This window comes from Pseudoduganella sp. R-31 (genome assembly GCF_049913235.1).
Taxonomy (GTDB): Bacteria; Pseudomonadota; Gammaproteobacteria; order Burkholderiales; family Burkholderiaceae_D; genus Rugamonas.
In genome coordinates, this window is sequence record NZ_CP183986.1 from 4,532,195 (window position 1) to 4,555,528 (window position 23,334).

General features: G+C 65.5%; 17 protein-coding genes. 7 read left to right on the forward strand and 10 right to left on the reverse strand.

Annotated features, from left to right (window positions below):
- Window positions 1-101: 101 nt before the first annotated feature.
- The 3 genes from ACN9MY_RS20370 (at window position 102) to ACN9MY_RS20380 (ending at window position 2,588) form a co-directional block, all read left to right on the forward strand.
- Window positions 102-689, forward strand: coding sequence for an RNA polymerase sigma factor (locus ACN9MY_RS20370; RefSeq protein ID WP_426162337.1), 588 nt, complete (start codon window positions 102-104; stop codon window positions 687-689).
- Window positions 690-753: 64 nt separating this feature from the next.
- Complete coding sequence (locus ACN9MY_RS20375) at window positions 754-1,092, forward strand: hypothetical protein (RefSeq protein ID WP_426162338.1); 339 nt, start codon at window positions 754-756, stop codon at window positions 1,090-1,092.
- Entirely contained in the window at window positions 1,089-2,588 is a 1,500-nt protein-coding gene (locus ACN9MY_RS20380; protein WP_426318462.1) for a DUF535 family protein, read from the forward strand. The genes ACN9MY_RS20375 and ACN9MY_RS20380 overlap by 4 nt, the downstream gene beginning before the upstream one ends.
- A 3-nt stretch (window positions 2,589-2,591) precedes the next feature.
- Here the strand turns inward: ACN9MY_RS20380 and ACN9MY_RS20385 are convergent, their stop codons facing one another.
- Window positions 2,592-2,843, reverse strand: coding sequence for a hypothetical protein (locus ACN9MY_RS20385; RefSeq protein ID WP_426162340.1), 252 nt, complete (start codon window positions 2,841-2,843; stop codon window positions 2,592-2,594).
- Between the two features lie 98 nt (window positions 2,844-2,941).
- Between ACN9MY_RS20385 and ACN9MY_RS20390 the strand changes: the two genes are divergently transcribed.
- The gene (locus ACN9MY_RS20390) at window positions 2,942-3,715 is read left to right on the forward strand and encodes an AraC family transcriptional regulator (RefSeq protein WP_426318463.1); all 774 of its coding nucleotides are present in this window, start codon (window positions 2,942-2,944) and stop codon (window positions 3,713-3,715) included.
- Window positions 3,716-3,724: 9 nt separating this feature from the next.
- Here the strand turns inward: ACN9MY_RS20390 and ACN9MY_RS20395 are convergent, their stop codons facing one another.
- The 5 genes from ACN9MY_RS20395 to ACN9MY_RS20415 form a co-directional block, all read right to left on the reverse strand.
- Window positions 3,725-8,605, reverse strand: a complete 4,881-nt coding sequence (locus tag ACN9MY_RS20395) for a hypothetical protein (RefSeq protein WP_426336054.1) — start codon at window positions 8,603-8,605, stop codon at window positions 3,725-3,727.
- Between the two features lie 108 nt (window positions 8,606-8,713).
- Window positions 8,714-9,649: a class A beta-lactamase gene (bla, locus tag ACN9MY_RS20400; RefSeq protein ID WP_426162343.1), complete on the reverse strand. Its 936-nt coding sequence runs from the start codon at window positions 9,647-9,649 to the stop codon at window positions 8,714-8,716.
- A gap of 10 nt (window positions 9,650-9,659) precedes the next feature.
- Complete coding sequence (locus ACN9MY_RS20405) at window positions 9,660-10,073, reverse strand: type III secretion system chaperone (protein ID WP_426162345.1); 414 nt, start codon at window positions 10,071-10,073, stop codon at window positions 9,660-9,662.
- Between the two features lie 116 nt (window positions 10,074-10,189).
- Window positions 10,190-10,873, reverse strand: coding sequence for a response regulator (locus ACN9MY_RS20410; RefSeq protein ID WP_426162346.1), 684 nt, complete (start codon window positions 10,871-10,873; stop codon window positions 10,190-10,192).
- Between the two features lie 96 nt (window positions 10,874-10,969).
- On the reverse strand, window positions 10,970-14,011 hold the full coding sequence (locus ACN9MY_RS20415; RefSeq protein ID WP_426318466.1) for an ATP-binding protein: 3,042 nt from the start codon (window positions 14,009-14,011) through the stop codon (window positions 10,970-10,972).
- A gap of 227 nt (window positions 14,012-14,238) precedes the next feature.
- Here ACN9MY_RS20415 and ACN9MY_RS20420 point away from each other — a divergent pair, with 227 nt between their 5' ends.
- Together ACN9MY_RS20420 and ACN9MY_RS20425 are read left to right on the forward strand one after the other, a co-directional pair.
- Entirely contained in the window at window positions 14,239-15,537 is a 1,299-nt protein-coding gene (locus ACN9MY_RS20420; protein ID WP_426162349.1) for an SGNH/GDSL hydrolase family protein, read from the forward strand.
- Between the two features lie 128 nt (window positions 15,538-15,665).
- Window positions 15,666-16,892: a PrpF domain-containing protein gene (locus ACN9MY_RS20425; RefSeq protein WP_426162350.1), complete on the forward strand. Its 1,227-nt coding sequence runs from the start codon at window positions 15,666-15,668 to the stop codon at window positions 16,890-16,892.
- A gap of 28 nt (window positions 16,893-16,920) precedes the next feature.
- On the opposite strand, the gene ACN9MY_RS20430 is transcribed toward ACN9MY_RS20425, so the two are convergent.
- The 4 genes from ACN9MY_RS20430 to ACN9MY_RS20445 form a co-directional block, all read right to left on the reverse strand.
- A complete protein-coding gene (locus ACN9MY_RS20430; protein ID WP_426318467.1) occupies window positions 16,921-17,121 on the reverse strand; it encodes a hypothetical protein in 201 nt (66 codons plus the stop codon).
- Between the two features lie 33 nt (window positions 17,122-17,154).
- Window positions 17,155-20,505: a TcdA/TcdB pore-forming domain-containing protein gene (locus tag ACN9MY_RS20435; RefSeq protein ID WP_426318468.1), complete on the reverse strand. Its 3,351-nt coding sequence runs from the start codon at window positions 20,503-20,505 to the stop codon at window positions 17,155-17,157.
- A gap of 158 nt (window positions 20,506-20,663) precedes the next feature.
- Window positions 20,664-21,581: an arsenic resistance protein gene (locus tag ACN9MY_RS20440; RefSeq protein WP_426323813.1), complete on the reverse strand. Its 918-nt coding sequence runs from the start codon at window positions 21,579-21,581 to the stop codon at window positions 20,664-20,666.
- Window positions 21,582-21,663: 82 nt separating this feature from the next.
- On the reverse strand, window positions 21,664-22,257 hold the full coding sequence (locus tag ACN9MY_RS20445; protein WP_426318469.1) for a cysteine hydrolase family protein: 594 nt from the start codon (window positions 22,255-22,257) through the stop codon (window positions 21,664-21,666).
- A 216-nt stretch (window positions 22,258-22,473) separates the two neighbouring features.
- On the opposite strand from ACN9MY_RS20445, the gene ACN9MY_RS20450 reads away from it, so the two are divergent.
- Window positions 22,474-23,331 carry a hypothetical protein gene (locus tag ACN9MY_RS20450; RefSeq protein ID WP_426162353.1) on the forward strand — a complete coding sequence of 286 codons (858 nt, stop codon included), beginning with the start codon at window positions 22,474-22,476 and terminating at the stop codon, window positions 23,329-23,331.
- The last annotated feature ends 3 nt before the right edge of the window (window positions 23,332-23,334 follow it).

Below are 23,334 nucleotides of genomic sequence, written 5' to 3' on the forward strand. Positions count from 1 at the left end.
CCGGTCCGATAGATGGCCAAACGCTCAAGGCGGTCGAGATACCCATGCTCTAATTTTCTGCTGGTGCCCGTGGGGCGCCGCTCCTCTGGAAAAAGGCAGCAATGAATCCAACGCCTGACAGCAAACAACAACAGCAAATGCTGGCCTACCTTGGCCAACTCTCCCGCACCGCCACCAGCTCGTCCAGCCCGCTGCGCCGCTTCCTGTGGCGCTTCGAACGCTCACAGGACCAGCAGGACGACATCATCCAGCAAGCCCTGCTCGAGGCGCTACGCTGCAGCCATCACGACCTGCGCGGCGCGTCGGTGCAGACCTGGTTCTTCGGCGTGCTGGCCAACGTGGCGCGCCATCATGTGGCGCGCCAAGTGCGGCAGTCGGAACGTACCGAAAGCCTGGACATGTGGCAGGACGGCAGCGAGCGTAGCGCAACGCCCGACGACAGCACCCCCTCGCCCGAGGAAGTGACACATTTCCGTCAGCTGGCCAGGCGCCTGGAGGAAGCCACGCGCGAACTACCGCCGCGGCTGCGCCACACGCTGGAACTGGTGTGCCTGGACGAATGCAGCTATATCCAGGCTGCCGAACAGCTGCTTGTACCGATCGGTACCATCCGTTCTCGCGTCAATCGTGCCCGCATGCTGCTGCGCCGTCAGATGGAGTTCGGGGCACAGCAAGCCTGGAGCGAGTAATTCGGTCCTAAACTGCGCGGCAGCGGGCCGTGCCGCCGCGCCAGGTGCCTAAGATGCAGCGCTTATGGACATCAAACGCCCCACCACCACCCTGTGGCCCTTCCTGCTGGCCGGCGCCCTGTGCTCTGGCCACAGCGTTTTGCTGCATCGCTTGGCCCAGCCCTCGGCAGGCAGCGTTCCGCGCGCGAGCGCGGCCGCCGAAACGGCCGCGCTATGGTCGGCCCTGTATCCCGAGGCCAGCATCGCCCCCCACAGCGGCGGCGCCGACGCACGCGACTCCGGTGAGCTGCAGGCGCAGGCGCGCGCCTTGCGTTGCACGGTCCTGCTGTCGCGGCGCCCCAGCTTGGCCGCGGTGCAGGCGCGCAACGCCATCTCCGGCACGCAGCTGCCGGCGCTGCAATGAACGGCTGTCAACCGCGCCCCGCAGGACGGCACGCCTGCTGGGCCCTATTGTTGACCGCGTTGGCGCTGCTTGGCGCATTGGCCCATGCAGTCGCCGGCAACGCCGCCCTGCTGCACTGGGATCATCGCCTTTCGCATTGGTGCGCAAAGCACGCCACCGGTTGGCTGACCCACACCATGCACCTGATCAGCCTGCTGCACAGCGTGGCCGGGATTCTGGTCCTGGCTACGCTGCTGGCCTACTGCATGATCCGGGCGCGCGCCCGCCTTTGGCTGCTGATCCTGGCATGCGGCCTGCCAGGGCTGATGCTCCTGAACCTGTTGCTCAAGCAGGTCGTGGCGCGCCCCCGGCCGCTGTTCGACACGCTGCAGTCTGGTCAGCTCGCCACCGGCTTCAGCTTCCCAAGCGGGCACACCGCCCTCGCCACCATGCTGTACGCCCTGGGCGCCGCCTGGCTCCTGTCGCGCACCCGCGGCCAATGGCGCCGCGCGGCGATCGTACTGCTGGCCGCGCCGCCGGTGGTGCTGGTAGCAGCCAGCCGCGTCTACCTGGGCGCCCATTATCCCTCCGATGTACTGGCGGCAATGGCCGAAGGCCTGGGCTGGTTAGCAGCCTGTCTGCTGGCTGCGAACGCCCTGCACGGCCGGCGCGTGCCACCGCTGCTTGGCGCCGCGCCGCCGGCACGCCGGCACACCACGCTCGGCTTGCGCCTGCGCGCGCTGCCTGCGCCCCGCCTGGCACGCCGCTGGCTGGCACTGCTGAACAGCGACAGTGCGCTGCGCGACCTGCTGCACGCGCAACCGGCGCTGGCGCACAAGCCTTGCCTGCCCTGGTTCAGCCTGCGCTTGAGCCGCCCGCGACGGGTGGCGGCCCTGTGCAGCCACTACCGCTTCGTCCTGCAGCGAGGCTGGGGTGGTCAGCTGGCGGCGGCGGCGCGCCAGCCGCTGGAACTGGCGCACCTGCCCGGTCGCGGCGGCGCAACCTTTTGCGTCAAGCTGGGCGCCGCTGCGCCGCTGGCACCCCACGGAGAACAGCTGCTCTACCTGTATCGGGACGCGCAACCTTTGTACGCTATGGCCTTCTGCTTCGTACCCGACGATGGCCGCATCGAACTGGGGATCGGGGGGGTGCTGGATGCATGCGGCGAAAGCGCGCCGCTACTGGCGCATGAGCTGCATGGACTGCATCCCAGGGATTTGCTGTTGCGCCTGCTGCGCCAGCTCGGGCACGCCCTGGGTTGCAGCCGCCTGCTGCTGGTCAGCGACAGCAACCGCCCGCGGCGCTGGCGGGTTCCACACCGCCGCTGCGACCGGCTATGGCTGGCACTGGGCGCCGAACGGCGCCCAGACGGCGACTTCAGCCTTCCCTGCCTGACGTTAGCGCTGCATGGAACGCCAGACGGCACGCTCACGCAGTGCGGCCAGGATTTACTGCAGGCCGCCAGCCGCGCCGTGTTGGCCCGGCTCGGCCCGAACGCTAGCCGCGACGTGCGGTGACGCTCATTCGCCTTCGACCAGCCGGCGTAAATGCGGATCGCGCACCGTCAACACCTCCAGCACGCCAAGCGCGCGCAGCGCCGGTACGGCGGCCACAATGTCCTGCTCGGCAATCGCGCGATCGGCGGGCGCCGCATCCGCATCGAGCCAGGTCCTGGCACTGACAATAAACGCGCCGACCGTGCCTTTGCGCACGATGACGCCCTCGAAATCGCGCTCGTTCAAATGATCGGGCAGCATGTCTTTTGCTTGCATATGGGAGATCTCCGAAGTGATAGGAGCCATTACTGTAACCACCCGGCGCCCCCAGCGCTACGCCGCTGGCGCCAATTGCTAGCTCATTTCCGCCAATCATGACGAGCTTCTCCTTGCTTGGCGCCGACGCCGGGTCTGACACCGATCAACCGCCACTATTTGCCGTGGCGCACCGCCAACGCGAGCGCCGCTGGCACCGCCATGCACGCGGACAGCTGGTGGGTGCCGCCAGCGGCCCGCTGGCGGTGGAGGCTGGCGGCGGCCATTGGCTGGTGCCAGCCAACTGCGCGGTCTGGATACCGCCCGGAATAGCGCACGCGGTGCGTGCGCGGGACGCGGCCTGGAGTTTGTATGTGGCGCCCTCAGCTTGCGCCGCGCTGCCGCGCGAAACGCGCATCCTGGCCGTTTCTGGCCTGCTGCGCGAAGCGCTGGCGCGCGCCATGTGCTGGCGCGGCAACGTGCCCGATGCGGCCCAGGCGCGCCTGGGGGCCGTCATCATCGACGAAATCAGCGCCCCTCCAGCCGCGCCCGGCGGCCTGTCCATGCCGCGCGAACCGCGCCTGCTGAAGATTGCGCAGGCGTTGGCGGAAGATCCGGCCGATCCGCGCCGCATCGGAGAATGGGCGGCCTGGGCCGCCATCACGCCGCGCACGCTGACGCGCCGCTTCGTGGCCGAAACTGGGTTCAGTTTCAGTGCCTGGCGCCAGCGCGCCAGGCTGCTGCGCGCACTGGAGATGCTGGCGGCGCGCCAGTCCGTGACCGCCGTGGCGCTGGACCTTGGCTACGACAATGTCAGCGCCTTTATCGCCCTGTTCCGGCGCGTGTATGGCACGACGCCGGGGCAATATGCCGCCTTGGCGGCGATTGCCTGAGGGGCGCGCTCAGGCCGCCTGTTGCCGCTGCAGTTTGAGATAGTCCTCTTCCACCAGCACCGCCCGGCGTGCCTTGATCAATTCCGCCGTCACCTCCCGCTGCGACGCCAAATCGTTGGAGCGCGCGCGCACCGCCACCAATTGCGTGGGATTGTGATAGCCCGCCTCATGCAGGATCTCGTCGACCAGTTTCACCTTGCCGCCACGGCTCTTCAACGGCTGGGCCGGGGCTTCCATTTCAGTCATGGCATTGACGAAGGCAGTGGTGACCTTGCGTTCAAACTCGGTATCGCGCAAGCCCTGCTGTTCCAGGTACTGCGAATGATCGTCGAACACGTACAGCTTGCCGGTGGTGCGGTCGGCGGCGCCGGCCCAGGCCTGGCCGGCCGGCAAGTCCGCCTGGGCCGTCGCCTCGTCGAACACGAACTGCCATTTGCCCTCGGCGCGCTCGGGCATACGTTCCAGCAGGTTGCGGAAGGTCCGACTCTTCAGCAAACGCTTGCACACGCTCTCGAAGGCTCGCGGGGCGGCGCCGTCCGGCAGCTCGAAGCGTTCGCGCAACGCATCCAGGCGCCGGCCGGCGCGCAAGGTCGCGCTTGGCCTGGCCGGTGGCTGCCGCTGCGCCTGCTGCAACTGCTGCCATTGCGTGACGGTCGGGCGTTCGGCAAGGCGCTGTTCCAACACAACGGTGTCCGCAGTCGGTGGCAAGCGGTGGCGGTTCAGCATTTTGTCGATATGGTAGGAATCCAGTTGCGCATCGTTCGCCGCCACCGGCACGCGCGGGTCCGCCGCCCCCCGCCTGAAGTCGGCGTACGTCACCCGTTCCGGCACGTCCTTGCCCATTTCGAACAGAATGCGGTCGGCCAGGAACGATGGGCTGCCGGTGTCGGTGGGCACGACAGGCCGAGCGTTCACGGTCTGGTCCGGCAAATTGGGGTCTTTTCCCAACAACAGGGCGTGGATCAGTTCGTGCACCACCGCGTTCTCCTTGGTATAAGTCGGCACGTCATTCGCGGCCGTGTAGGCGTGCACCATCGTCGCCGGGATATCGATTGCGCGCGCTTGATGATCGGTTCTCGGATTAATCGCGTGCGTAGTTTGAACACGGCCGCCGAAATGGATTTTCCATAAGCGCCGGTCTACGCGGCGGCCATGGGCGTCAAAGTGATTCATGATGCGACGGAAAGTTTCGCTGCGGTCGTATAGTTGCTCCATGAACTGCCTGAAGCCTTGCATGCCGCTGCCGGGCTGGCCCGGCAGCTCCCAGCTCGTCATGCAGTTCCCGAGGTCGAACACAGCGAAATTCCGCTCGAACAAAGTGTTGAAATTCTGCCGGCTGCGGTCGTTGGCGGGTTTTAATAGCTCCTTCACGGCGACCACTGTCTCCCTGTTCGCGACCCGTGTGCCGTCGCTGGTCTTTTTCCGGCCGGAATGGCCCGGCAGGGGCATCCCGCCCGCCAGTTGCTGGTCGTTGCGGTAGCCGCGTGACGTCGGGTCCTGGTGGATCAGCTTGCCATTCTTGACCGGGTGTTCGGTCTGCCAGTCCAGCTCCTGATAGGCGCCGCCACGGTTTTTCACCGGCACCACCCGGTCCTCGTTCTCGATCAGGATCACTTCGTGTCCCTTCCAGGTCACACCGCGTTCGCCACTGCGCACACGCGCGGCTAGCGGCCGCAAGTCGCGCGGCACGTTCCCGTCGCGCACCTTGAAGTTGATGGTGCTGGCGATATGCGCCTCCGGCAGCAGGTCGCCTGGCGTCGGCGCCTTGAATTTAAATGGCACGTCGTCAATCCGCGGGACATCCTGCACGCCGAGCTTGCCCGTAATGCGCTTGAAATCGGACAAGGCTTGCCCCATCCCAGGCTTGAGCAGCTTCAGGCTGAGGCTGCGCAAGTCGCCGGCCGAGCCTTCGAGCAGATTTAGAAAGCCCATCAGCATCTCGATCTTGTCTCCATGCTGCCAGCCTTGGTAAATGCCCCATATCCCACCGACGATCGGAATACTGCCCAATTCGACGTTCAACATGGTTATTAACTGCTTGTGGTACTCGCTTTCAGCCTTATACGGCTCGGCCACGCTACGCATTTCCAGCTCAATGTCGACGTCGCGCATCGGCGCCCCGCGCAGACGCAGGTTTTCCTTGGCCTTGGCGCGCACCCAGGGATCGCTCAGCAAGCGTTCGTTGTATGCCGTGACGGCTGGCTGCAAAAAGTCAATGGGCTTGACAAATCGTGTACCGATCCACATTTTACTGCCGTCAAGCAGCGGCTGGTCGACGCACTGCATGAACTTCTCCAGCAAGCCGGTATTCCTGGCATACTCCGGATCCAGGCGGAACTCTTCTTGCAGTATCTTGAGGGCGGCGGCCTGGCGGTCGAAGCGCGGCGGATCACTCAGGGCTGCATACAGTCGTTCGGTGCCATACTCCACCACAGCGAAAGCCTTTTCCATCGGCGTATCGCCCACCACCACTTCGCTCAACAGGCCAGCTTGCTTAACCTTGGCTGCGAAGTCATAGACGACGTGCTTTGCGCGTACCCCAAATCCCGGTTCCTCGGAGCGCTCACACATGGCGCGCAAGCCGTTCAGCACCGCTTGGATGGCTTTGCGCTGCCTCTCAGCGGGTTGCTGGTCCCACCTCGCGCCTCCCCGGTTGTACCTGGCAGCTACGCTCGTCACCCAGGATTCCGGGTCCAGGGCGCTATTCGAGTTGCGCTCCTCGGGCGGATACGACAAGATGTGGCCTTGCGCCATCGCCAGGATCGCGTCGTAGCGCGCCTTCAGCTCCGCCGTGCTCATCACTTCAACGCCACTCGCGGCGGCCATGTGCTCCGAGAATTGCAGGCGCGGGTGCAAGGGAAAACTGCTGTTGTCGGCGGCCCACTGCTGCTCAGCTTCCACGTAAGCGCGCGCCAGTTCCTGGTTCGAGGCGAATGGGCCCGGTACCGGCTGGTCCCGATAGCGGGCCATACGGATCAGGGTACTGGCTACGGACTGCCGCGCCGTGCCGATTTCGAATTGCGTGCTTTCGCCCACGTCCGCGAACTTCGCCTCCAGCAGTTCGCGCTGGCGCGCCGCTGACAAAGCACGGAAGCCGGTGTCGATCGACACCCTGGGCGATTGCAGTACCTGGTCGAAAGTCTTGTTGTACGCGTCCGCGATCGCAAAGCCAGTGAAATATGGCGACGGCGCCGAAATATTGCGCGGCGATGCCAGCAACTGTTCCAGCGCATGCAAAACGACGTATTCTGTGCGCAGGTCGTCCAGCAGGCGCGTGCGCAATTGTTCGGAGCGCGGCATCGCGGCTTCGGCATCGGGACCGGGATTGCGCAACTGATGGTACAGTACGGCGGCTTCGTCCAGCCGCTCCTCATCCTCAAGCAGCGTGATGTCGAAAGTTCGCGTGAACTCTTCCGGCACCTCCTCGCCATAATGCTGAAACACACCGTGCAGCGCATGATAGGCGTTGACGCTCTGGTTGGCTTTGCTGTAGTCGACCCAGCCGCGCAGCGAACGGGCCAACGCACTGACGTAACGGCTGTCCTCCTGCACTTCCTCCGCCAGGTAGGCCGGCGTGGTGGTTTGCGGAATGGGGGTGGCAGCGGCGGCATTGCCCTGCAAAGTGACGGTGCGGATCAAGGTATCGAGCACGAAGTCCACCGCGCCCGCAGCGCTGCCAACTGCAGCCAGCATTGCCCCGGTACTCGTGTCCATGGGCTCCACATCCTGATTCTGGGGCATGGCAGGCGTCATCGCACCGGCCCCCTGCTGCGCGGCGGAGGGCACCGGTGGCGCGTCCTGCGCCGGCGGATCGAATTGTTTCGGCATCTGCTTTTGCAAACATCCGGCATATGCGGCGCTGTCCGAACCAGTCGCCCCCAGCAAGATCGCGGCAGTCTGGCCGGCGTCGCGGGCCGGATGCCGCGTACCGACGGGAACCGTCGCGTCGAACGCATTACGCAGCGCATTGAAGTTCTTCATGGCCTCTTTACTTGCCAGATCGGCCGCAGCCTGTTCGCGCCGCGAATTCGTACCGATTGCGCGCCTGCCCAGTTGGTCTCGACATAGCCTCTTGGCGGCCTCACTCGGGGCCACGTCGCAGATTTGCTCGTGCGCCCGCTTGGAGCCTTGAATGGCCGCCTTGCCACCGCAGGAGCCTGCATGGCCGATCACCTGATTGGCAAACTGCTCCGCGTCGTCGCCGCCGTTCAAGGTCGGATAGCCCGTGATTGGACGCCTGTAGGCGTCAAGCGGGCGCTGGTACTGCGCCAGCACCTGCCCCAAATACAGGACCACTGCCTTCAGACGGATACGCTTTGGGGTGGGCAAGTGCTGGTAGATGCCCTGATCGTTCAGAAAAGCCTGATTCTCCAGTTCCGACGTCGCGCCCAGCAGTAGGCGCGCCCCATCGGTGCGCAGTTCCCCCCGATTCACTTGGCCATGTATTTCGCGCCACAGGCCCTCGCGCTGGCGTAGTTGCTCCAGATGCCGGGCCGGAACGCCCTCTTCCGCCAGGTTTTGCAGCACCACGTCGGTGAATTCGCCGAGGTCGCGCGGATAATCGTTCGGGTTGACCGTGATCCAGCTGGAGGTCGCCCTCGCCTCGCCTGTGCGCAGGCGATGCAGGGGCACCGGATCGTCCATGGGCGATCGCAGCACGTCTGGCGCGCCAATAGCAGTGGCGCCGTTGATACCACCTTCGGTTGCGGAAGCGCCACCCGGCGCGCCGGCGTCGGGCACCTTGGCGTTGGCGCGCAGGGGTGCCCCGACCATAACAGCGGCCACCTGCTTGGCAGCGTGAAGATAACTGGCGATCGAGCCGATACCCTTCACGTAATTGACGCAACTGAATGCGCCAGCAGTCCGGCCGATTACCGAGTGGTTATTCATTGCGTGCCTCGCAGTCAATGCAGAGTTGTCGGAGGCAGTATGGTAGGGGCGCTCCGGCGCGGCGGCGGCGGCGGCGGAGAATCTCGGACCAAGGGAAAGGCCGTCCGGCTAGCGCCGCTCGCGTATCCACTCGGTGGCAATGCGGCTTGCGGCGGCCACCACATCGTCGCGCATGGTAGCGTCGCGCGCGTGACGCGTGGTGTACACCGCCAGGACCACCGGGGCGCCCTCGCTCGGCCACAGGACGGCGATATCGTTGCGCGTACCGAAGGCGGCACTGGCACCGGACTTGTCCCCCACCAGCCAGCCGGGCGGTACGCCGGCGCGTATCAACGAGGCGCCGGTGACGCTGCCGGTCAATCCAGCCCGTAATTGCATGCGTTGCGGCGACGGCAACTCTTCGCCCAGGACCAACTGCTGCAGGCAGTGCGCCATCGCTTCCGGCGTCGCCGTGTCGCGCGGGCCGTCCGGGGCGGCATTCAGGTTGGGTTCCCAGCTGTCAAGCCGGAACGATTGATTGCCGATGCCATGCGCATAGGCAGTCACGGCGGCCGGACCGCCGATCAGGCGCATCAGCAGGTTGGCCGCCACATTGTCGCTGTAGCGCAGCAACGCGTCGACCAGTTCGCCCACCGTCATGCCATCGGCCAGATGATGCTGCGTGATCGGCGCATAGGCCACCATGTCCGCCGCCCCGTAATGGATGCGGCGCGCCAGCAGAGCCGGAGCATGGATGTCGCGTTCAAGGACCGCCGCCGCCAGCAGCACTTTGAAGGTGCTGCACACGGGAAAAGGCTGGTGCGCGCGATAGGTCAAGCGCGCGCCGTCCGCCGTATCGATGGCGCAGAGGCCGAGGCGGCCATCGAAGGAGCGTTCCAGGTCAGCCAGGCGATAGCGCGCACGGGGCACGCCGGCATCGTGCGCCCAGGCCGGCAAGGACAGTAGCGGCGCCAGCGCAGCAGCTCTCAGCAAGGCTCGGCGGCCGCTGTCGACGGCATGGCGCGAACTGCGGCCCGCGCCAGGGGATATTGCGGTTCGGTTCATGGCAAGCCCCTTAGCGCGTCGCCACCAGCTGCGCCATGCGCCGACGCTTGACCAGGAAAGCGTTGATCTCATGCTCCAACTTTCCGACGGTGATGTGGTCGGACGGCAGCGCCACATGGTAGACAAATGCCGCCAGGCGATCCGATACCGACAGTACCCCGCCTTCCGAGCCCTCTTCAAGGCAATTGTTCTGTAAGAGGCTCAAGGCAATCTCAGGCCGACGGTTGGACGACAGGGGGGCCAGCACGGCATACACGTACAGCCGGTGCGCGGCCGGCGCATAGCGTAGATAGATTTCGCTGCCGTCGCGCAGCCGCAATCCCGAGGAACCATCGCCATCGAGATCCCACCCAGTGATGCCGTTCTTGGCGCCCAGCGCGCGGACGCATTGCCGCACATGGAAGTCTTCGTTCATTTCTGCCATCCTTATTCCTGTTGCAATTCGCCGAAGCGGCATTACTGATAAGAAATAATAGAAGCAGAGTGCCGCGCGCCGGCCGCCCGACGCGGGATTTCGGACCGAATTACCCTGGGCGGGGCTTACAGGGCATCGTGGTGCCCCTGATCGAATTTTTCCTTCAGATAGAGCGCCAGCGACAAGTCATCCGCCAGACCCAGCTTGGTCATCGCGCTACGCTTGTGCGTGCTGACCGTCTTCTTGCTGCGGCTCAGGCGCTCGGCCACCTGGGTCACCGACAGGCCATTGGCGATGTGGCGCAGGACTTCCACTTCGGAAGCGGTCAATTGCTCATCCGCGCTAAGCGGCTGGACTTTGTCGATGCGGCCGCCGCGCACGGCAAAGAACGAATGCGGCAGGGTGGCCGCCATGCGGATCGCTTCGCCTAGCAGTTCCAGCGGCGCCGATTTGGGCACGAAGGCGTTGGCGCCGGCGCGGAAGGCCGCATACTCAATCTCGCTCGCCTTGCCGGCGGAGAAGGTCACGATGATCAAGTCGGGAAACAGGCGACGGATGCGCTTCAGGAAGTGGAAGCCGTCTGTCGTGGCCTCGGGCAGGTAGAAATCCAGCACCGCCGCGTCGCATGGTTGTTTGGCCAGCATGGCAGCAAAGGCATCTCCCGACGTTTCCTCCACTTCCACCTTGAAATCGCTCTGGCTGCGCAGGTAGGCTGCCGTCCCCAGTGCGATCACCGGATGGTCGTCCAGCACGGCGATATGCATCGTATGCATGGGGCGGGAAGAAAGCAGATATTGCCTCGTTAACATAAAGTACTCCATTAATGATTAGCGACCGCAACGCTGGCGTAGGGCTGGCTCGGTCAATTTTACTGCCGGCAAACAGTCTGCCGACACATTCGAACGTTATTCTTGCTGCACGGGCGCGATGCCCCAGCGCAGCAGGCAGTCGGCCAGCATCTGCCGCGTCATCGGCTTGGGCAGGTAATCGTCCATGCCCGCCGCCAGGCAGTTGTCGCCGTCGCTCTTCGAAGCGCTGGCGCTGACGGCGATGATCAGCGTACGCGGCAGGCCGCGCTTCGCCTCCTCGGCACGGATCGCGCGCGCCAGGCCATAACCGTCCAGCCTGGGCATCTGGCAGTCGGCCAGCACGATGCGCGGCTGCCGCTGCCGCCACTGCCGCAGCCCGTCTTCGCCATCGATGGCGCTGCGCACCACAAAGCCGAGCTTGTCCAGCTGGCGGGCCATGATGTCGCGGTTGATGTCATGGTCCTCGCATAGCAGCACGTCGGCTGCCAGTGCGATGGGGGCCGGCGCCTTGGGTTTGGGCCGTGGCCTGGCCGGCAGGCCGCCCAGCAAGCGTTCAGCCTCGCGCACAAAGTCGCTGCGGGTGAATACCGTGGTGGGTGCCTGCCCAGGGACTGCCAGTAGCCAGCCCGCGCTGCCGGCATCGCTCACCTGCAGCGTCGCCGTCGCCGCCGGCGCGCCAGCCATGCCCATCTTGCGTGTCCAGGCCTGCACCGCGCGCCGCAGCGGCGGCGAATCCAGCGCCACATGCGCGCTGCGCCCTGCCAGGCTGGGCCACGGCGGTGCCGCTTCACCCCAGGTCAGCGGCAGCATGACCAGCACCGTGGTACCGGCACCGGGGGCGCTCTCGACCACCACCGTGCCACCCATCATGTCGGCCAGTTCCTTGACAATCGATAGCCCGAGCCCAGTCCCGCTGCGGCTGGCGGCGCCCGGACGCTCTTCCTGGTGGAAGGGGGTGAACAGGCGTTGCTGGAACTCAGGCGACATACCGCAGCCGCTATCGGATACCCGCAATTGCAAGTGCGGGCGGCCGTGGCGCAGCAGGTTGCGCATTTCAACCGTCACCGCGCCGTGTGCGGTGAAGCGGATTGCGTTGCTGACTAGATTGGCCGTCACCTGGGTCAGGCGTACCGCGTCGCCCAGCACCAAGCGGTCGAAGTGGGGCATGACGGCCACCCCGAAATCGAGTTCCTTCTCGATTGCCAGTGGCCGGAACAGCACCGCGATATGGTCGGCCACCATATACATATCGAACGGCGCCTGCTCCAGGGTCAGCGCGCCAGCTTCGATTTTCGAGTAATCGAGCACATCGTTCAGTACGCGCAGCAGCAGCCGCGCCGACTGCTCTGCCACGTTCAGGTAGCGGCGCTGTTGCGGGTCGAGTCCGCTGTCCTGCAACAGGTCGATGACGCCGATCACGCCATTCATCGGGGTACGGATTTCGTGGCTCATGGTGGCCAGGAATACCGACTTGGCACGGTCCGCCGCCTCCGCCTGCTGGCGCGCGGCAATGGCATCCTTGCGCGCCAGTTCGGCCGCACGTCCGGCGGCGCGGATGCGGTGAATGGTCCAGCCCAGGCCGGCCAGCACGACCAGCACCAGGCAGGCAATCAGTAGCGCCGTGCGCCACACGCTCTGTTTGTCGTAGCCCACCGACAGCACGGTCTGGCGGCTGCCGTGCGCCAGCCGTTCCAGTTCGCCCGGCCGGTAGCGGGCGATGGCGCGATTCAGCATATCGCGCAGCACGGCATTGCCAGCAGGCAGCCCAAAACTCAGGAATTCCGCGCCGGACTGCTCTGCCGCCACTTGCAAGCGCCCTTGGTAGTACTGGCTGATCAGGTCGTTTGCAACGAACAGGTTGACATAGGCGGCGTCGGCACGCCCCGCCACAATGGCCGCCAGCGCCTCGGCCGTGCTGGCCACCGGCACGATGTCATACTCCTGCAGGCCGGGCGCAGTCTTGATGCCGCGCAGGCGCCAAGTGACTGCTGCCACCCGCCGTACGGCAGCGGTATCGTCAAGTTTGCGCACCCAGCCCCACGGTTCATGGGTATACGGTTTCGTTTCCAGGATGGCACCGTCACCGGTGCCCACCGTATAGGACGGCGTGACGTCGATCACGCCGCGCTGCAGCGCCTCGTGTGGCGCTTCGTAGCGCGAGAGCAGGATCGGTTCCAGCCGGATCCCGGCGCTCAGGCTGAATCGGCGCAGCAATTCGGCGCCCGGGCCATGCCAATTTTGTTCGTCGTCCAGGTAGTCGTATGGGCTGGTAAAACCGGGAATGCCGACTTTCAGCACCGGGTGGGCTTCCAACCAAGCGCGCTCATCGGCGCTGAAAGCCAGCGCGTGCTGGCTGGCCGTTTGCAGAGCATCGAGCCAGCGCACGCGGATATCGTTGCGCTCCTGCGTGGTCATTGCGCTCAACCCACCGGCCAGCAGTGCAATGGTGGCCTTATCGTCGTGCCGCGCCATGAAGTGCACCGAGCGGTTGGCCAGGGCCAGCTGGTGCGCCTCCAAAGTGCCCATGCCGCCGCGCTGGACTTCGGTCAGGCCGGCGAAGTAGAACCCCAGATAGGCATCGGCGCGTCCCTCGTCCACCGCCAGCACCCCTTCTCGCGGAGTAGCAACCGCCACCGCCTGCGCTTGCGGCGCGGCCTGCAGCAGGTGGTCGCGCCAGGCATCGCCTATCACGGCTACCCGCAAGCCGTCCAGCGCGGACAGCTTGTCGATGGAGGCTGCCGAGCGCGCCTGCACCACCCCTACCGGCAAGTTGGCGTAGGCAGCGGACAGCCAGAAGTCGCGCTGGCGCTGCGGAGTCCACAACATGTCGAGCAGGACATTGATCTCGCCGCTGCGCAAGGCTTGCTCGGCGGCGGCATAGCTATCGTAGTGGTGGTAGCTGGGGACGATGCGCCGGCCAGCCAGTACTGCGCGCAGAGTATCCGGCGTCAAGCCCTGGTGCATGCCGGAGGCATCGGCATAGTTCAACAGGTAATGTCCGCCGGCGTTGAACCAGCCCACGTGCAGCACCGCCGCGGCAGGCTCGGCCTGGCGCGCCGCGTGGGCGCGCCCCCCGCCCAGCAGCAAGGTGGCGCACAACAGCAGGGCAAGGGTCAAGGCGGTGGAAACGGTGCGCATGTCTGGGGCTGTGTCAAGGATGAAAATAATCATACACGATAGACACACTTTTCCGGACTGCCAACATGTCCCCAGAGCCGTCCGGCACAGGTGAATCAGTCCGATTTTTACACGGCCGCGCAAATAACTTTACGACTGAACAATATCCTGCCGCCGCAACTAGGACCAATTAACCCCCCGCCCCCCGCCCGGTCACGCACCGGGTCCTTGCTTCACGGAGCCACATCTTGAAAAATTTCATCATTCCCGCCCTGTTCTATTGCCTCAGTCAGGTAGCCAGCGCCGCGCCCGACCCCGGCCTCGGCGCCTGCTATTCTCCAGACGGACCGCTGAGCGAAGAACAGCTGCTCGGCCGATCCCGCTCGGAATGCGAGACAGCGCCGGGCGCCACCACCCAGACCTATCTGCGCTGCTTCTTCCGGGTCGACGACGACGCCCGCCGCCCCGCCACCAGCTATGCCTGGGCGCGCGAGGCCGATGGCGAGTATTACCGGGTCGAGGGCTACTGGTGGTCGGCCAGTCCCCTTCAATGGCGCAATATGTTCTATAGCGACGCCACGCAGGAAGCGCTGGCGGAAACTTGCCGCAGCACCCTGGAGCACGCCGGCATCGACCGGCCGCTGGCGATGTTTGCGGCCGCCAACAACGCGCTGTCGTTCAACCACACCATCTGGAGCAACGACGTGCCTACGCCGGCCGGTGCGATCAACAAACTCATTGCCTTCGGCGACAGCCTGTCCGATACGCAGAATATGTACAACGCTTCGCTGTGGCGGCTGCCGAACAGCCAGAGCTGGTACCTGGGACGGTTCAGCAACGAGCAAGTCTGGACGGAGTATCTGGCCCGGCACCTCGGCCTGCCTCTGTATAACTGGGCCGTCGGTGGCGCCGCCGGCGATACCGCCCACCTGGTAGTGCCGGGGCTGCTGCAGCAGGTCCGTTCGTGGCGCCAATATATGCAGGAAGCCAGCGGCTATCGCGCAGAACATACCCTGTTTACGGTCTGGATCGGCGGCAACGACTTGCTCACTTATGGCCGCAGCGTCGACCAGGTGAGCGCCAACGTCACGCAAGCGCTGGCCGAAATGGTCGACGCGGGCGCCCGGCACATCTTGCTGCTCAACCTGCCCGACGTCTCGCGCGCACCGGTCTTCAAATACCGCGGCGATGCCACCCGTATCGCCGCCCAGGTCCGCGACTACAACGCCAGACTGGCGGCACTGGTCCAACGTCTGCGCAGCCGGCATACCGACCTCAATCTCCAGTTGTATGATGCCTACGCCTTGTTCAACGACGTCTTTGCCAATCCGGCACGCTACCAGTTCGCCAACGTCACGGACTCCTGTCTGGAGATCAACCGCAGCTCCTCGCTCGATTACATGCTGCGGCAGCGCACCCGCGCCAGCTGCCGCGACCCGCACACCTTCCTGTTCTGGGATACCCTGCACCCGACCACGCAGACTCACCGCCTGCTGGCCGAACGCTTGGGGCAACAGGTGAAGGCCATGCTGCCGGGACTGCGCTGAAGACCTGCGCCGGGGTGCATCGGTCCGAGAAAGCAGCACCATGCCGGCGGCACGCCCCTGCCGGGGCTAGCATCACGCCCACCTGCCTGGCGCCCGGCGCCGAACCCTTTCCCAAGCCGAATCCGACAATGCACGATTACCCGAGCTTCCCCCACCCTATGCTGCAGCACTTGCGGCCCTGCATGCTGGACGGCGTGCTGCAATTCCCTGTCTACGCCATGCGCGGCGGCACCTCCACCGGCGCCGTGCTGTGGCAGCCCCAGCTGCCGCCGGCCGGCCCCCTGCGCGACGAACTGATCCGCCTGATCATGGGCGTTCCCTTGCACCACGATGTCCCGGGCGACCGCCAACTGACCGGCCTGGGGCGCGGCACCCCGACCAGCAACAAAGTTTTCCTGGTCGAGGTCGACGCGCACTCACGCGAGATCACCAGCACCCTGGCGCAACTGGCCCCGGGCCGCAGCGCCATCGACTGGAGCGTCAATTGCGGCAATATGTCGGCCGCCCTGCCGCTGTTCGCGCTCGACAGCGGCCTGCTGCCGGCCGGCCCCGAGAACGGCGACCTGCGCATCGCGATCCAAAACCGCAATACGGACAGTGCACTGAGCGCCCAGTTGCAGCGCGTCGGCGGCCGACTTGCGCAGGTGGCAATTCCCGGCGTGATGGGTTACCACCCTGGCGTCGACCTGCACCTGCATCACCCCGCCGGGGCCAAGACCGGCGCCCTGCTGCCCACTGGCCGCGCGCGCGACACCATTTTCGGCGTCACCGTCAGCTGTGTCGACGTGGCGGTGCCAATGGTGATCGTGGCGGCCTCCGAACTGGGCAAACGCGGCGATGAAACGCCGGCCGAACTGGACGCAGACAGCGACTTCAAAGCCCGCCTACGCGTTCTGTGGACCGAGGCCGGCCTGCGCATGCGCCTGCGCGGCGACGACGGCGCGCTGCTGAGCGCAGCCCGTCTGGCCGCCAGCGAAACCATGCCGAAGGTCTGCCTGGTGTCGGCCCCGCGCGAAGGCGGCGACATCGCGGCCCGCTACTTTACGCCGCAGCGGGCGCACGCGGCGCTGGCGGTCTCTGGCGGCTGCTGCCTGGCCGCCGCCTGTCTGGTTCCTGGGACAGTGGCCCACGCTCTGGCCCTGCCGCGCGGCGTGCCAGTCGGCGACCCTGGCCTGCATAGCGTGCACATCGAGAATCCGGCCGGTATCTTGACGACCCTACTGGATACGCGTATGGTCGACGGCCAACTTGACATCGTGCGCGCCGCCTACCGCCGCAGCGCCCAGGTTCTGATGCGAGGCCACGTGCCGCTGCCGCAGGCATCGCCCGCGCTGCTCGCGTGCTATGGCGCTTAGGCGACTGCGCGGCGCAAAGCGGCGTGCTTCATGATGCGACAGTCCGGCTCGTGAAGTTCTCGGTCGCCGCATTGCGCGACAGGCCGCCAGCGAAATCGGCTGCGGCGGACGACAGGGAAGAACATGGATGATCGTCCCTTGCAGCCAGCCGCAGCGCCCCGACCGCTTTCCGTCGTGCCGCGCAGATGCCCAAGGTATGGCGGCCAACACCGGCGTTGGCGCCAACCATGCCGCAAGGCCAGCGCCGTCAGCGGTTCTTTTCTTACGCCGGTCCGCCGGCTGGGTGCGGCAGCGCGCCCGGCCCGGCCAGGAGTCCAGGCGCTTGCGGCGTGACAATGGCGCGCTGGCCGGCCGCCCCTTCACGCGCAAAACTGCTCATTTCCTGCTTCAGCAGCCCCGTGTCCATCATGCGCAGCGACGTATGCGCCGGCGCTGTACTGGTCTCTGTCCAAGGCAGATGTTCATCCGCCCCGTGTTGGTTGCGCGGGTGCACGCGCAACACCTCGCCTTTGCTCACATCGATGATGTCCACTTGCGTCAGACCATCGACGATGAGGCGCACCTGGGACGCGATCCTGTCGCTCTTGGCTTGGCCCGAATGTCGGATCACCAAGGTGCTGCCGACGCGCATGACGTCGTCCACCTCGTTCACGCCGCTGGAGAGGATGCCTATCACCGTGCCATCTCCGACGCCACGCATGAGACACTTGCCGGTGGCGGTACGTTCGAACACGACGATGCCGTTCGACATCTTGCCCAGCACCGTAAAGCTTGCCTGCCGGTCCTCCGGAAGATCCGCCGGGCGATACACCTTATATTCGTCGCCGTAGTGCTCGGGTTGCAGCCGCACCCATCCCTTGCCCGCGCCATCCTCGATCGGAACGAATGTGTCGTGTTCATAAATCCTGGCCAGGTCGTCCGAGTAACCGCCCTTTTGCCGAACCACCGAATCCGCCATCTCCCCCTTCAGGCCCAGCAAGCGCGGCTTGCCACCGCCGGGGCGCAACGACAGGATGCGGCCATCGCCAGTCTCGATGACGAAGCCGTCGCCGCTGATCGATGCCGACTTGACCCATCCTTTGATGTCGGGCGGGCCGCTCAACGGGTCGGCGATTTCAAAGCAATCGGGCGCGCTGTCGTAGCGGGCGTCCAGCTTGTGGCTGTAAAGCTTGCCCATCGAAGGGTCGAACAGCCAAACCTTGCCGCCCATGATCCCCAGGTAATCCGGCCGCTTGCCCGGGGTGTTGCCCGCCACCAGCAGGTGGCGGCCGACGTCGTACCAGCCCGGGCTGATGCCGCCGTCCGCGCTTTGGATGCCGGCCACGCTGAGAATGCCGGCGCTCGCCTCCATGCTCAGATTGGCCAAGTCCTGCGGCAGAGTGGCCCGGTGTGCCGCGCTCCAGCTGGCATCGACGCCGAGCACCCGCCGGCTCAGATCGCCTGCGACGCGGTACAGCACCCCGTCGGCCGCACGGCCCAGCAATTCACCGGAGACGCGGTCATAGCGCCCGCCGGGCAAAGTCATACCCTGCGCGGGAATGCCCAGTACTTCGACGGTGCTACAGCCGAAACTGCCGGCCAGCGCACCCAGCGCGCCCAGCAGATTGCCCTGGTGCGCCTTGACCCAGCTTGCATCGACCAGCAGAATTCCTGCGCCATTGTGCGCGTTGCGCACCAGACTGGCCCCCGGCTCCGCCCGGCATACCAGGTAGCCGCTCTTGGCGCTGAAGCAGCCTTCCAAGGCCTGCCCGCCAGGGCCCGGATAGCCGATCACCTCCAGCTTGTCCGCCCCCTGCTCCTTCGCCAACTGCGCCAATGAGGTCAGCAAGGTCTTGGCGTGCGCTTCGATCCACCCCGCGGCGACACCGCCCAGCTCGATCTTCCTGGCCTGCGCGTCGACCTTGTACAGCGTACTGTCCGCCTTTTGCACGCACACCTTGGTGTTCGCCGGGCGGTCGATCCAGACCTGCGCGCCGCCGATGGCCAGATGGTCGCCCTGGAACGCGATCGCATCGCCCAGGCCCTTGGCGCCGGCGTCCAGCAGCCAGGTCGACTTGCTGTCGCCATTTTCCTGCAGGGTGACGCTACCGTAAGCACTCAAGGCCAAGGCGTATTTTCCACCTTTGCCCCGCATGCGGTACTGCATGTCCCAGTTGGTGCCATGGCCATCCTTGATCTGGGAGCGTGCCATATTTGGCATCACCAGGGTCTTGCTGGCCTGGCCCAGGAGCACGTCGACCGTGGTCGATTCGAACGTGAGATCGATTCCGGTCAGCTCATCCTCGCTCTTGATATAGGTCTTGAAACTGATCGGGTTGCCCCTATCGTCGAGTTTGCCGTCCATGCCGCGTATCACGGGACCCAGCCCCACGGTTTGCACGCCATGCACCATCTTCGCTCTGGCCGCCGGCATGAAGGGCAACAGCACCAGGTCGCGCTGCTCCGGCAGCGCTATGGTGTGCTTCACGCCCAGCCCTGCGTGGATTTCGAAGGTGCGGCCATCGTCAAACGGTTCCAGCGTAGCCTCCCAGCCGCCCGCGGCCGAACCGCCCATCCCGCGCCGCCCCTCCTTGTACTGCAGCATGTCGAACTTGCCGAAGGAGACGGTGTTGTGCTCCAGGTCGAGCGTACCGATCGGCACCCCGTATTGCGGAATCAACGCCCTCCCCTCCTTGTCCAGCCCATAACCGGCGTGGTGGTAGCCTGCGTTCAGGATGTCGAAGTATTCCTTGGTCTTGCTGGCGCGTTCGTTGCCTTGCTCGATCGCTTCGACCAGCCCGGCGACATACCAGCCGACGGCCGCAGCGGCCAGCCCCACGCCACCGAGCGCGCCAGCCACGGCTTCCGCACCGGCGATCTCGGCGACCACGCTCGCCACTTCGAGCCCGGTGCCCAGCAGGTCATTGGTGAGCTTGGTGCCAGCCACCATCTGCGCGTCCGGCGACTGGGCTTTGGCCAGTTCGATGGCGTCTTCGAATGCCAGCCCCCCTTTCAGCACCACGCCGGCCGCACCGAGAATGCTTGACATGTTTTCGGTTATCAACGCGACTTTTTCGAACTTCATCGCTTCATTGAGCGCTCCAGCAAAGGCGTTCAGGCGCTGCAGGCCCACCACCGAGTAATCGACCTGTTCGGCGACCTTGACAAAGGTCTCCGCTTGTAGCGACTGGCGTACGACTTCGCCCAGCTCCGCCTGCTCGCCGACCTGCACCTGCGCCTCCAGCGCTTCGTCGAGCATCGCGGCGTACGCGCCGCCCAGCGCCAGCTCTTGCGACCCGGGCGCCGGCGCACCGCCGCTCTGCGGTTGCAGCTCGCCGTCCTCGACCTTGAACTTGCTTTGGATGGCATTGGTCAGCTCGCGCGTGTAGGCCAGCGCCTGCCGCAAGGGGACAGCCCCGACTTTACAGGTGAGCAACTTGCTCGGATCGTTGCGTTTCATGAAACTGACCTGACCGCTGGCCGTGTCGTAGCTGCCCAGCATCGGCACCCATTCACTTCGCTCCAGGCCCTGCTGTTTCATCAACACGGCCAGGCCCTGCCGCAAGGCACGCGCTTGCTTGCGTGCTTCCAGCACGGCCATCGCTTGTCGCTCTTCTGCGTTAAATGAACCCATTTATCTCTCCTTGACGTGACAACGTTCAACAGCCAACGGGGCCAGGCCGCTGCCTGACAGCAGTCCGAACCGGGTTGGGAACCGGCTTCAGGCTAGCCTTTCGCTAACGAGGCAGCGCATCGACGGTGCAATTTCGGACGGAATCACGCGACCCGCACTCAGAGGCGTGCGGTGGGCGTCGCGGCGCCGAGGACGGGCAGCATGCGGATGTAGAGCAGTTGGAAGACCAGTTCGACGCAGGTCTGGGCCACGATGACGGCCGGCAGGATGGGAACGGCGCCCGGCACGGCCAGCGCCAGCGGCAACACCACCAGCGAATTACGGGTCGCCGCACTGAATGCGACGGCGCGGCCCGCGGTCGGCGCCAGGCCCAGACAGCGGCCGGCACACCAGCCCAGCAGCGGCGCCGCCAACGCGAAGGCCAGGTACACCGGCAACACCTGCAGCACCGCCGCCGCCGCGGCGCCAAGTTGCGGCAGCATAGCCACCATCATCAGCCACAGCACCAGCGCCGTGGCGGGCACCGTCAGGCTGGTCAGGCCGCCGGCGACGTGCCGGCCTGCGCGCGACGATGCGGCCCAGTATTGCAGCAAAGCTGCCAGGGTCAGCGGCAGCAGGATCATGGTGCCGAACGCGTGCAGGAATGCGGTGGGCCGTACCAAGTCCGCTTCGGCCTGGCCTAGAAACAGCCGCAGGTATAACGGCAACAGCGCCATCTGCGCCAGCAGCAACAACGGGGTTGCCGCCAACAGCAGGCGCGCGTCGGCCCGGCCAAGGTGGGAAAAGGTCACAACGTAATCGATGCAGGGCGCCAGCAGCACCAGCAGCACGCCCAGGCGCAACAAGGGCACCTGCGGCAGCCAGTGCAGCAGGAACACCACCAGGAGCGGGATGCCGACGAAATTCACCGCCAGCAAGGCGGCCAGGAAACGCCCCTGTCGCAGCGCCCGCCCCAGCTGTCCCAGCGGAACTTGCAGGAAAGTGAGCGTCAGCATCAATGCCAGGCAAGGCTCGATCGCCTGCGCCCATGCCGCACTGTGCGGCAAACAGTAGGCCCCCAGTGCGCCCAACAGCATGGCGCCGAAGTAGCAGGCGATCTGGTGGCGCTCCAGCGCCGCGCGCAATACCTGGCAAGCCGACGCGGCGCTGTCCACCGCTTCAGTCCTTCATGCAGGCGCGCACTTCGTCCAGCGTGCGCACTTGCGCCACCTGCGACAGCGCACCGGACAAGGTGGCGCGGTGCTGGTCCAGGCTGCGCGCCGCGCAGCAATCGGACAACACGGTCACCCGCAGGTCGCGGTCATGCCCCTCGCGCGCAGTCAGGTCAATGGCGTGGCACGTCGAAACGCCGGCCAGCACCAGTTGCCTGATGTTCTTGGTGCGCAGCAGTGATTCGAGCGGCGTGCCGTAAAAGGCGCTGACGCGCGGCTTGACGATCACCAGCTCGTCCGGATGCACGTCGAGTTCCTGGTGGAAGGCGGTGCCCCATCCACCCAGCTGCAGCGCACCGATCTGGTCGGCCTTGCCGAACATCGACCACGAACCGAGCGTGGTGCTCGTGCCGGCTACCAGGGCAACCTTGACGTGGCCGATGTGAAAACCCTGCGCCCGCGCCCAATGCAGCGCTTCGTTGCTGCGCGCGATCACGCCGCACGCCATGACCATTGGCGCGCAGCCGGCCATCTTGCCGTCCGGGTGCACCAGGTCGTTAATGAAATCGACTGTCAGGAATAAGGGCTTGGAATCGTTCATGAGACTGTCCTTGGGCGAGAAATGTGGCTGCGATGCTAACGCTCGGGCGCCCCGCGGCAGAGGGACCGCCTCATTTCCCGGACCAATTCCGAGAGGCGGGGTGCAATCGTCCTAGAAATTGCCCTTGGGAAGTTATTAGTGCTGAGTAGCCACATACTGCGGACCGGATCGGCAAGGCCCTTGCCGAATAATTCGATCAGACCAGGAAACTGTTCCATGAACCATAAACTGAAAATTGCCGCCTTGCTGCCCCTGTGCGCCACCCTGCTCGCCTGCGGTGGCGGCGGCACTCATGCCGGCGCTAGCACGTCCAGCCTGACCCCGGCTCCCGCCTTCAAGCCGAGCGGTTCGCAACGCCTGGCCGACGGCATCTGGTTCGGCACCAATGCCGATGGCAAGCCGGCCTTTGCGCTGCTGCACGGCCAGAACAACGATGCCGAAACCGAGTTCTATTTCGCCGACGGCGTTGGCGAGGACAATTATCTTGGCACCTATAGCGGTTTCCTCAAGCTCAACGATGGCGACATCGGCGGCGCAAGCGTCGTCGCTCCGCTCCACTTCGTGCATGCCGTCATGAGCGGCCACGCCGACGCCGCGAACACCCTGTCCGCCACCTTCGACCTGGCGGACCGCTATGTCGCCGGCGCACCATACGGCAGTTATGCGATGACTTACAGTGCCGACAACAACCGTCCCGCCAGTCTCGCGGAGGTGCGAGGCAACTACTCGCCCACGGCGCGTACACTGCCCGGCTACCAAGGCTACGACACGGCCACCACACCGCGCCTGTCGATCGACGCCCAAGGCAAGGTGATCGGCAAGTTGTTGGGCTGCAACCTGGATGGCTACATCCGGGTGCTGGATCCGTCCAAGAACATCTACCGATTTTCGGTAACGGCCAAATCGGATACGCCCGGCATGGGCTGCGTGCAGGGCGACGCTTCCGAATCGCTCGACCTGAATGGCTTCGCCGCCCTGGTCACCCTGCCCCACGACAAGGTGCGCAGCCTGATCTTCGCCGCAAGCGGCGGCAGCAACCTGCGCATGTTGGCCGGTGCGGTGCCCAAGCAGTAAGCC

Excerpts from the sequence above, each read along its gene's own strand:
- ACN9MY_RS20430 (WP_426318467.1), bottom strand. The coding sequence starts at position 17,121 with ATGGTTGGCGCCAACGCCGGTGTTGGCCGCCATACCTTGGGCATCTGC.
- ACN9MY_RS20370 (WP_426162337.1), top strand. The coding sequence starts at position 102 with ATGAATCCAACGCCTGACAGCAAACAACAACAGCAAATGCTGGCCTAC.
- ACN9MY_RS20425 (WP_426162350.1), top strand. The coding sequence starts at position 15,666 with ATGCACGATTACCCGAGCTTCCCCCACCCTATGCTGCAGCACTTGCGG.
- ACN9MY_RS20435 (WP_426318468.1), bottom strand. The coding sequence starts at position 20,505 with ATGGGTTCATTTAACGCAGAAGAGCGACAAGCGATGGCCGTGCTGGAA.
- ACN9MY_RS20395 (WP_426336054.1), bottom strand. The coding sequence starts at position 8,605 with ATGAATAACCACTCGGTAATCGGCCGGACTGCTGGCGCATTCAGTTGC.
- ACN9MY_RS20380 (WP_426318462.1), top strand. The coding sequence starts at position 1,089 with ATGAACGGCTGTCAACCGCGCCCCGCAGGACGGCACGCCTGCTGGGCC.
- ACN9MY_RS20375 (WP_426162338.1), top strand. The coding sequence starts at position 754 with ATGGACATCAAACGCCCCACCACCACCCTGTGGCCCTTCCTGCTGGCC.
- ACN9MY_RS20405 (WP_426162345.1), bottom strand. The coding sequence starts at position 10,073 with ATGGCAGAAATGAACGAAGACTTCCATGTGCGGCAATGCGTCCGCGCG.
- bla (WP_426162343.1), bottom strand. The coding sequence starts at position 9,649 with ATGAACCGAACCGCAATATCCCCTGGCGCGGGCCGCAGTTCGCGCCAT.
- ACN9MY_RS20445 (WP_426318469.1), bottom strand. The coding sequence starts at position 22,257 with ATGAACGATTCCAAGCCCTTATTCCTGACAGTCGATTTCATTAACGAC.
- ACN9MY_RS20440 (WP_426323813.1), bottom strand. The coding sequence starts at position 21,581 with ATGCTGTTGGGCGCACTGGGGGCCTACTGTTTGCCGCACAGTGCGGCA.
- ACN9MY_RS20450 (WP_426162353.1), top strand. The coding sequence starts at position 22,474 with ATGAACCATAAACTGAAAATTGCCGCCTTGCTGCCCCTGTGCGCCACC.
- ACN9MY_RS20385 (WP_426162340.1), bottom strand. The coding sequence starts at position 2,843 with ATGCAAGCAAAAGACATGCTGCCCGATCATTTGAACGAGCGCGATTTC.
- ACN9MY_RS20415 (WP_426318466.1), bottom strand. The coding sequence starts at position 14,011 with ATGCGCACCGTTTCCACCGCCTTGACCCTTGCCCTGCTGTTGTGCGCC.
- ACN9MY_RS20390 (WP_426318463.1), top strand. The coding sequence starts at position 2,942 with ATGACGAGCTTCTCCTTGCTTGGCGCCGACGCCGGGTCTGACACCGAT.
- ACN9MY_RS20410 (WP_426162346.1), bottom strand. The coding sequence starts at position 10,873 with ATGTTAACGAGGCAATATCTGCTTTCTTCCCGCCCCATGCATACGATG.